This window comes from Thermomonospora echinospora, from assembly GCF_900108175.1.
GTDB lineage: Bacteria > Actinomycetota > Actinomycetes > Streptosporangiales > Streptosporangiaceae > Thermomonospora > Thermomonospora echinospora.
In genome coordinates, this window is record NZ_FNVO01000036.1 from 38,189 (window position 1) to 46,324 (window position 8,136).

Below are 8,136 nucleotides of genomic sequence, written 5' to 3' on the forward strand. Positions count from 1 at the left end.
ACCCCTGTTCTCGTTCAGATCGCCACGATGCCGTGCCGGGTGGCGCGCACGCCGTTCAGCTCGGCGTCCCAGGCGTCGTCCGGGACGCCCGCCGCGCGGAGCGGCCCCTTCATGATCTTGTTGGATGCTGACCTGGGCAGCTCGGGAACGAAGGCGATGAAGCGGGGGACGGCGAAGTACGGCAGCCGTTCGGCCAGATACCGGAACAGGTCGGCGGGGTGGGGCGGGCCCTCCGGATGGGGGACCACCAGCAGCAGGACCTCTTCCTCGCTGTGTTCGCTGGGCACCCCGACCGCCGCGGCCTCGGTGACCTGCCCGTGCGTGTTCGCCTGTGCCTCGACTTCGAGTGAGGAGATGTTCTCACCGCGGCGGCGGATGCTGTCGCGGACGCGGTCGACGAGGAAGAACTCGCCGTCGGCCGTTCTGCGGACGGCGTCCCCGGTATGGAAGTAGGAGTTCCGCCATGCCGCCGCCGTGGCCTCCGGGCGCCCGAGGTAGCCCTGGAACATCGTCCACGGCTCGTGCGGGCGGACGACGAGTTCCCCGATCCGCCCGTCCGGCACCGGCCGGTCGTGCTCGTCCACGACCAAGGCGTCGAAACCCGGACGCACCCAGCCGAGCCCGCCGGCGCCCGAGACCCCGTGCGGGGCGGCGAGCGGCGTGGCGGCCTCCGTACTGCCGTAACCGGCGCAGTAGGTGACGCCGAACCGTGCGCAGAACGCGTCCACGTCCGCCGGGACCGGCGCCAGGCACACCTTGCGCAGGCCGCTCGTCCGCTCCAGCGGGCTCGGTCGCTGCGCCTCCAGGAAGCGCGCCATGGCTCCGGTCAGCACGGCGAAGGTCGAGCGGCTGCGGGCGATGTCCTCCCAGAAACCCGACGCCGAGAACCGGGGACAGATGTAGGCGCGGGCACCGGCGATCAACGCGTTGTAGACGCCCCACAGCTGGCCGCCCACGTGGAACAGCGGCAATGCCACGTAGCTGGTGTCATCCGGCTCGACCGCGCCGATGTACACCGGGCTCGCGTATCCGTAGGCCTGGGCGTGCGGGACGAGGACGCCCTTGCTCGCCCCGGTCGTCCCGGAGGTGTAGAACACCGCCGCGATGTCCCAGGGCTCGGCGTCGGTGATCGTGGGCTCGCCTTCGGGCAGCCCGAAGGCGCCGAGGCCGGTCTCCGTCGGAACGTGCGCGATGACGCGGCCGCGCAGACGCCCGCCGTCGGCCCCCTCCAGACGATCGAGGTAGTGCGTCTCGGCGATCGCCGCGACGGCGTCGCTGTCGTGCACGACGTGGTCGAGGAAACCGCCGTCGAATGCGGTGTTGACCGGGACCTCCACCGCGCCCGCGCAGGTCAGGCCCAGCCACGCGATCACCGCGTCCACATGGTTGTCGAGCATCAGCAGGACGCGGTCGCCGGGCCGGATCCCGTGAGCGCGCAGCCCGCCGGCCAGAGCGGCGGCCACGTCCAGCAACGCGCCGTAGCCGAGTTCGACCCCGGGACCCGCGAGCGCCGGCCGGCCGGGGTGCCGCTCGGCGTGTTCCCGCAGGACGCGCACGACGGTGCGCTCGGCCAACGGTGGAAGCGAGCCTTCGAAGGACGGTTTCATGATGTCTCCCCGCGGTCGGAGGTTGTGGGGCCGGTCCGGAAGTGCAGTGCGCCGCGGGCCGCGACCCGGCCCTTTCCGTTGACGACCTTCGTGCGTACGGAACCGCCGCGGGACGGAGCGAACGCGATCGTCAGCCGGTCGACGTCCGACACGGGGCTCAGGTACGACATCTCGGCCGCGACGAGGCCGCCGACGCCGAGCCGCCTGAGGTTCTGCGCGGCCAGCCTGGCGACGATGCCCAAGGTGACCTCCCCGGGCAGCGCCGGCGCGGACAGCCCGAGTTCGCGAGCCCGGACGGGGTCGATGTGCATCGCGTCCTGCACGCGGCCATCGGCCGTCAGTCCCAGCAGAGTGCGGAAGACCGCGGCCTGGTAGGGCCGGACGCTCTCCCTCACCTCGACCGTCCGGCCGCCGCCCTCGGTGTCGCCGGTGCCGGAGGAAGGCGGCCGCGTACTCCTTCCGTGGGCGACCCGGAAGTGCACGTCGAGCGACGAGTGCGCGATGGTCTCGCCGGCCGCGCACGTTTCGACATCGAGCGTCAGCACCAGCCGTCCGGGGGAGCGTTCCTTGACGCTGAGCGCTGTGACGGCGCGGGCCCGGTCGCATTCGGCGGGGAGCGGGCGGTGGAGGCGAACGCGGGTCGCGCGCGCGAAGGACGACAGGCCCGCGTGCTGCGTTCCGGCGGCGAAGTCGATGAGCGCGTCGTGCGCGAAGCGCGTCGCGAACGTCGGCAGTGGTCCGAAGTCGGGCGCCGACTCCCAGACGAACGCGCGGGCGTTGCGTGCGTCGGCCCCGGTGGCGATGGCGTACGTGATCGTGTCCCGGAGCGACCACCGCACCGGGTACGCGCGCCGTCCCCAGCCGTCGACGAAGCGCAGGATCTGTGAAATCGCGTCCGGCACGTCCCCTCCCCGGGCTCCCGTCCGCAGAGCCAACTCAATTTCGACGTCGTTGTCAATAGATTGGCCGGAGGGCTAGATTGCTCCGGGACGCCGCGCCGGACCGCGTGGCGCGATCGTCGACCTCGATGCGTCTGGGGAGTGAGAGCGATGGGGGCTGGTGGAGAGCGGGCCGCTGCGGGCGGGCCGGCGAAGCCCTGGGACCAGGACGAACTGCTCCGGCTGATGGACGTCCAGCCGGCCGGACCAGGGCGGTACACGGCGCCCGCCCACGGCGCGACCAGCCGTAACGTGGTGGAGGCCGGTCAGCTCCTCGCGGATGCGGTCGTCGCGGCGTCCAAGGAGATCCCCGGCCAGCGGGTCACGTCAGCGTCCATGGTGTTCTCGCGCGCCGCCCGCCACGACGAGGAGATCGCCGTCGAGCTGGACGTACCGCACAGGGGCCGGACCTACTCCACCGTCCAGGCGCGGGTGATGCAGGAGGACAGGCTGCGCTGCGCGGGGCTGATCCTCATGGGGACCGACGCCGATGACCTGATCGGTTCCACCGCGCCGATGCCCGACGTCCCTCCGCCGGACGCGGTGCGCCCCTTCGAGTGGCCCGACATGCAGGTTCGAGGCCGCGAGCTGCGCATCGTCGACGACGCCTACGACTGGGACCCCGGGCATGTCGGGCCCGCCGAGTTGTTCGTGTGGACCCGCTTCGCCGACGCGCCGCCGGTCGGGTACCTGCACAGCGCCCTGATGACGCACTCGGTCACGCACTGGACGATCGCTGCGGCGCTGCGCCCGCACGCCGGCTACAGCGAGGCCATGGCGCACAAGACGATCTCCACGGGAATCTCCAAGGCCACCGTCGCCTATCACGACGACATCGACGTCACCCGATGGCTCCTCTACGTCAACCAGGTCGTCTACACGGGACGGGGGACGACCCAGAGCGAGGGGCGCGTCTACGGCGAGGACGGACGGCTGGCCGCGTCCTACTCCGTGCACGGGATGATCCGGCCCCTGGTGCGCAGGCCCTCGGCCCCGGACATGGTGCTGTGACGGCACGGCCGGCAGCGTCCGGCGGTATCCGGCAACGTCCGGGCAGTTCATTGATTTTGACATCGAGGTCGATATACGCTGCAGGCGATCCAGCCGTGCCCAAGAGTGGCCGCGGGAGTGAGCGCCTCGCCCCGGCGACCGGGAGGTCACCGGGACTCCTCGTGGAAGAGGCGATCCATGTCGATCCGAAGGGGTGACTTTCATGCCGTCACGCGAGCTGCCGTATCCGCTGTTCGACGCGGACAACCATCTGTACGAGACCGAGGACGCCTTCACCCGGCACCTGCCGAAGGAGTACCAGGGCGCCATCGAGTACGTGCAGGTCAGAGGGCGGACGAAGATCGCGATCCAGGGGCGGATCAGTGAGTACATCCCGAACCCGACGTTTGAGAAGGTGGCCCGCCCCGGCGCGCAGGAGGACTACTTCCGGCACGGGAACCCGGAGGGCAAGTCGTACCGGGAGATCGTCGGCAAGCCGATCGAGTCGATCCCGGCGTTCCGGGAGCCGGGACCGCGGCTGGAACTGATGAACGAGCAGGGCATCGAGCGCGCCCTGATGTTCCCGACGCTGGCGAGCCTGCTGGAAGAGCGGATGCGCGACGACCCGGAGCTGACCCATGCGGCGGTCCACGCGCTGAACCGGTGGCTGGAGGAGGTCTGGTCGTTCAACTACCAGGACCGGATCTTCACGGCACCGGTGATCACGCTCCCGATCGTGGAGGAGGCGGTCAGGGAACTGGAGTGGTGCCTGGAGCGCGGCGCGCGCGTCGTGCTGGTCCGTCCCGCGCCGGCGTACGGGGTCCACGGTCCCCGCTCGATCGCGCTGCCGGAGTTCGACCCGTTCTGGAAGCTGGTCCAGGACAGCGGGACACTGGTGGCCTTCCACTCCTCCGACAGCGGATACCAGCGTTACACCGCCGACTGGGAGGGCAAGCAGCGCGAGTACCTGCCGTTCACGCTGCAGCCCTTCCGCGAGATCGGGCAGTGGCGGGCGATCGAGGACACGGTGGCGTCGCTGATCTGCCACGGCTGCCTGTCCCGTTTCCCGGACCTGAAGATCGCCACCATCGAGACCGGGTCGTCCTGGGTGGGGCCGCTGCTGGAGAAGCTGGCGGTCATCCACAAGAAGATGCCGCAGGGCTTCCAGGAGGACCCGGTGGAGCAGATGCGCCGGATGATCCACGTGAGCCCGTTCATCGAGGACGACATGGCCGCGCTGGCCGACCTGCTCGGGACCGACCGGGTGCTGTTCGGCTCGGACTTCCCGCACCCCGAGGGCAAGGCCGACCCGATCACCCATGTGGACGACCTGGCCACCTTGTCCGACGAGGCCAAAGCCAAGATCATGGGCGGCAACCTCTCCCGCCTCATCCCCGTGTGAGCGGACCGCACGTCCCTTTCCAGCCCGAGCGCGCCGTGGTGACGGGTGCGGGGCCGGGGCGTTGGAGGGCCCGCCGTCCGTCCGGGCGGCGGGCCTGACGCCCCGAGGACGCCCCGAGGACGGTCCGGGCGGCGGTCGCGGACGAAGGAGCGATCACGATGACGACTGACCGGGCTCACGCCGGCCTCTACCTGCCGCAGGTCCGGATGGACTTCGCCGCCATCGAACGGCGGGCACGGGCGGCCGAGGAGTGCGGCTTCCACTCCGTCTGGTTCATCGACCATCTGGCGCCTCCGGCGGGCCGCGATCTCGACATGCTCGACGCCTGGACCGTCGCCACGGCGGTGGCCATGCGCACCGAGCGGCTGCGCGTCGGCCATCTCGTGCTGTGCGCGGAGTTCCGCCACCCGGCGCTGCTGGCGAAGATGGCCGCCAGCCTGGACGTCCTGTCCGGCGGGCGCCTGGAACTCGGCCTGGGATGGGGATCGGTCGCCAGGGAGCTCACCGACTACGGATTCACCGATCCCGGGCCCGCCGCCCGCGCCGGCCGGCTCGCCGAGACCATCGACATCCTCCGCCTGCTGTGGAGCGGCGAGCCGGTCGACTTCGACGGCGAACACTGGACGCTCCGGGCGGCGGTCTGCCGTCCTCGGCCCGTTGACGGCCGGGTGCCGATCCACATCGGCGGTGCCGGTTCCCGGCTCACCATGCCCCTGGTCGCGAGCCGGGCCGACTGGTGGAACTGTCCGTCGAGCGCCGCGGACAGGCTCGCCGAGCTGCGCCCGTCGGCCGGCGCGGCCCGGATCTCGATCCAGCACCCGATCGGCCTGGCCGCCTCCTCGGCCACCCGGGACGAGGTCGTCGAGACGACCCGCCGTCGCTTCGGCGCCTGGGGAGGGGTCGTCGCCGGAACCCCCGACGAGGTCGCCGAGGCGCTGTCGCGCGAACGTGCAGCCGGGGCCGAACTGTTCGTCTGCCAGTTCCACGACTTCGGTACGCCCGAGACGATCCGGCTCTTCGCCGAGGAAGTCCTGCCGGCACTCCGATGACCGCAGCGCACCGAGGGAGCGGGGATTTGACCACCAGCACCGATCCGCAGGCGTCGCAGGGGATGCTCGGCGAACTCGGCTTCGCGACCAGGAGGGTCGGCGAGGACCTGCACGGTACGGCTTCGGTCACCCCCGCGATGCACGCACCGGGCACCCCGCACCTGCGGACGTCCATCCTGGCCGCATGGGCCGACACACTGACCGGGCTGCTGGCCACCCAGGTCACGGCACCCCGTGTGCCGGTGACGCTGGAACTCGACGTCCAGCTGTACCGTCCGGCTCCCGCGAACGGGACCGTCGACGGGATCGCCAGGGTCGTCAAAGTCGGCCGCTCGGTCTTCGTCGCCGGCGTCGAGTTCACCTCGGCCGGTGCCGAACCGCTGGCGATCGCGCACGCGTCGTTCATGATGGCCCCCGACCCCGGCATCACGCTGCCGACCGCCTTCGACGTCGAACTCCCGTTGCAGCGCGAGCGGCTGGTCAAGCCGTTCGCCGAGCGGGCGGGCTGTACGCGCCGCGGCCCTGGTGTGGCCGTCCTGCCCCGATCCGAGGACGGGCTGAACGCCTCCGGCACCATCAACGGCGGGCTCATCGCCCTGGTCGCCGAGGAAGCGGCACTGTCGCTGGCGCCGGGCGACACCTTGTGCTCGCTCGGCCTGCGCTATCTCCAGCCCGCCCGGGTGGGGCCCGTCGTCGCCACCGCCCGCCTGCGCGACGGTCTCGGCCAGGTGGAGTTGCGCGATGCCGGTAACGGCGACCGCCTCACCGGCATCGCCACCGCCAGAACCTTCCATGGTGCTCGGCGGACCCGGAGCCGGTGACGCGCGAGGAAGCGCAGGGATCAGCCGGTGGCCTGGGCGGGACGGAGGATCTCGTCGGCGAACCGGCGCAGGCCGTCCAGCGCCTCCCGGGAACGGGTCCATGGCGCGACGATCATGCGCGTCACCCCGGCCCGGGCATAGGACTCGATCTCTTCCGGCCGGCTGATCCGGGCGCCGGGCAGCGTCACCTCGATCGGCGTGGTCCGTCCTGCGCGCTCGGCCAGCTCGCCCAGCAGTGCCAGTGAGCGGGGGAGCCGCTCCAGAGTGTGGTTCATCGGCATCCAGCCCGTGCCGACAGTGGCCGCCCGGCGCAGCGCCGCTGCCCCGTCCCCGCCGATGTGCAGCGCCGGCCCCGGTCGCTGCACCGGCTTCGGTTCGAACGCCACGGGACCGAAATCGAAGAACTCGCCATGATGCTCCACCACGGCCTCGCTCCACAGCCGGCGGCAGACCGCGATGGCCTCGTCCACACGCGCCCCGCGACGGTCGAAGTCCAGCCCCACCGCCTCCCATTCCGACCGCAGCCAGCTGGCCCCCACACCGAAGGCCAGCCGACCGCCGGACAGCACGTCCACCGTCGTCGCCGCCCGCGCCGTCACGAACGGGTGCCGCAGCCCGATGTTGTACACGCAGGTGCCGAGCCTTATCCGGGTCGTCCGCGCCGCTAGATGGCACAGCATGCCCAGCGCGTCGAAGACCGGGACCTCGGGCGGTATCGGCGGGTGGTCCGAGCCCTGATGCGGGCTCCCCGCAGTATCGATCGGCACGACCAGATGCTCGGGGATCCAGACCGACTCGAACCCCAGCCGGTCCGCCTCTTCGGCCACCTCGCCCCACAGTTTGGGATTGACGGCGCCGAGCTGCACCCCGAACTCCATATCAGCCCTCCGAACTCGGTTATTCTCATGGCGGGTACCGATCCGCCGCTGGACGACTTGCCGGCGTTCGCCGCCCGCGCGACTCGATCCGGCGTCGCAGACCTCCGCGTGCGGTCGGACCCGAACGCTCTTCACCGCGAGATCGTCCCCGTGATGGTCGCCTTCCTCGCGACGTGGACCTCAGCGGCGGCCGGAACCGTCTTTGCGGAACCGGCCGCCCGCGGCTGCTCACTGCCTCCTGAGCTTGTCCTTCATGCCCTCGAGTTGCATGAGGACGGGGTAGCCGTCGACGCTGAGGGCGTTGCCGTGGCCGGTTTGGTGGGTGTCGAACACCGACTGGACGGCGGCGTAGAAGCCCTGCACGTCGAGGGTCTGGTTGACGGCTCGTTTGGCCTGGCGCAGCGCGAACGGGTGCATCCGGGCGATCTGGCCGGCCAGCTCCATCGTGGCG

Annotated in this window: 8 protein-coding genes; 4 read left to right on the forward strand and 4 right to left on the reverse strand. The window is 71.2% G+C overall.

What is annotated here, in order from left to right; translation table 11 throughout:
* Positions 1-14: 14 nt before the first annotated feature.
* Both C4U03_RS37495 and C4U03_RS40855 read right to left on the reverse strand, forming a co-directional pair.
* Positions 15-1,607 (reverse strand): AMP-binding protein, encoded by a 1,593-nt coding sequence (locus tag C4U03_RS37495; RefSeq protein ID WP_160147232.1) that lies wholly within the window; start codon positions 1,605-1,607, stop codon positions 15-17.
* On the reverse strand, positions 1,604-2,509 hold the full coding sequence (locus C4U03_RS40855) for a hotdog family protein (RefSeq protein ID WP_160147233.1): 906 nt from the start codon (positions 2,507-2,509) through the stop codon (positions 1,604-1,606). Before C4U03_RS40855 ends, C4U03_RS37495 begins: the two co-directional genes overlap by 4 nt.
* A gap of 147 nt (positions 2,510-2,656) precedes the next feature.
* On the opposite strand from C4U03_RS40855, the gene C4U03_RS37500 reads away from it, so the two are divergent.
* The 4 genes from C4U03_RS37500 to C4U03_RS37515 all read left to right on the forward strand — a co-directional run bounded on the left by C4U03_RS37500 (position 2,657) and on the right by C4U03_RS37515 (position 6,807).
* Positions 2,657-3,556 (forward strand): acyl-CoA thioesterase, encoded by a 900-nt coding sequence (locus C4U03_RS37500; RefSeq protein ID WP_103944554.1) that lies wholly within the window; start codon positions 2,657-2,659, stop codon positions 3,554-3,556.
* A gap of 202 nt (positions 3,557-3,758) precedes the next feature.
* Complete coding sequence (locus C4U03_RS37505; protein WP_103944562.1) at positions 3,759-4,937, forward strand: amidohydrolase family protein; 1,179 nt, start codon at positions 3,759-3,761, stop codon at positions 4,935-4,937.
* 158 nt (positions 4,938-5,095) lie between these two features.
* Positions 5,096-5,986, forward strand: coding sequence for an LLM class flavin-dependent oxidoreductase (locus tag C4U03_RS37510; protein ID WP_103944555.1), 891 nt, complete (start codon positions 5,096-5,098; stop codon positions 5,984-5,986).
* A 26-nt stretch (positions 5,987-6,012) separates the two neighbouring features.
* Positions 6,013-6,807 (forward strand): PaaI family thioesterase, encoded by a 795-nt coding sequence (locus tag C4U03_RS37515; RefSeq protein WP_200827736.1) that lies wholly within the window; start codon positions 6,013-6,015, stop codon positions 6,805-6,807.
* 20 nt (positions 6,808-6,827) lie between these two features.
* Here C4U03_RS37515 and C4U03_RS37520 read toward each other — a convergent pair whose 3' ends face one another.
* Both C4U03_RS37520 and C4U03_RS37530 read right to left on the reverse strand, forming a co-directional pair.
* The gene (locus C4U03_RS37520) at positions 6,828-7,685 is read right to left on the reverse strand and encodes a TIGR03619 family F420-dependent LLM class oxidoreductase (RefSeq protein WP_103944557.1); all 858 of its coding nucleotides are present in this window, start codon (positions 7,683-7,685) and stop codon (positions 6,828-6,830) included.
* A 228-nt stretch (positions 7,686-7,913) separates the two neighbouring features.
* A partial coding sequence (locus C4U03_RS37530; protein WP_200827737.1) for a Clp protease/crotonase-like domain-containing protein occupies positions 7,914-8,136 on the reverse strand: 223 nt, incomplete at its 5' end.

Excerpts from the sequence above, each read along its gene's own strand:
- C4U03_RS37495 (WP_160147232.1), bottom strand. The coding sequence starts at position 1,607 with ATGAAACCGTCCTTCGAAGGCTCGCTTCCACCGTTGGCCGAGCGCACC.
- C4U03_RS37500 (WP_103944554.1), top strand. The coding sequence starts at position 2,657 with ATGGGGGCTGGTGGAGAGCGGGCCGCTGCGGGCGGGCCGGCGAAGCCC.
- C4U03_RS37505 (WP_103944562.1), top strand. The coding sequence starts at position 3,759 with ATGCCGTCACGCGAGCTGCCGTATCCGCTGTTCGACGCGGACAACCAT.
- C4U03_RS37510 (WP_103944555.1), top strand. The coding sequence starts at position 5,096 with ATGACGACTGACCGGGCTCACGCCGGCCTCTACCTGCCGCAGGTCCGG.
- C4U03_RS37520 (WP_103944557.1), bottom strand. The coding sequence starts at position 7,685 with ATGGAGTTCGGGGTGCAGCTCGGCGCCGTCAATCCCAAACTGTGGGGC.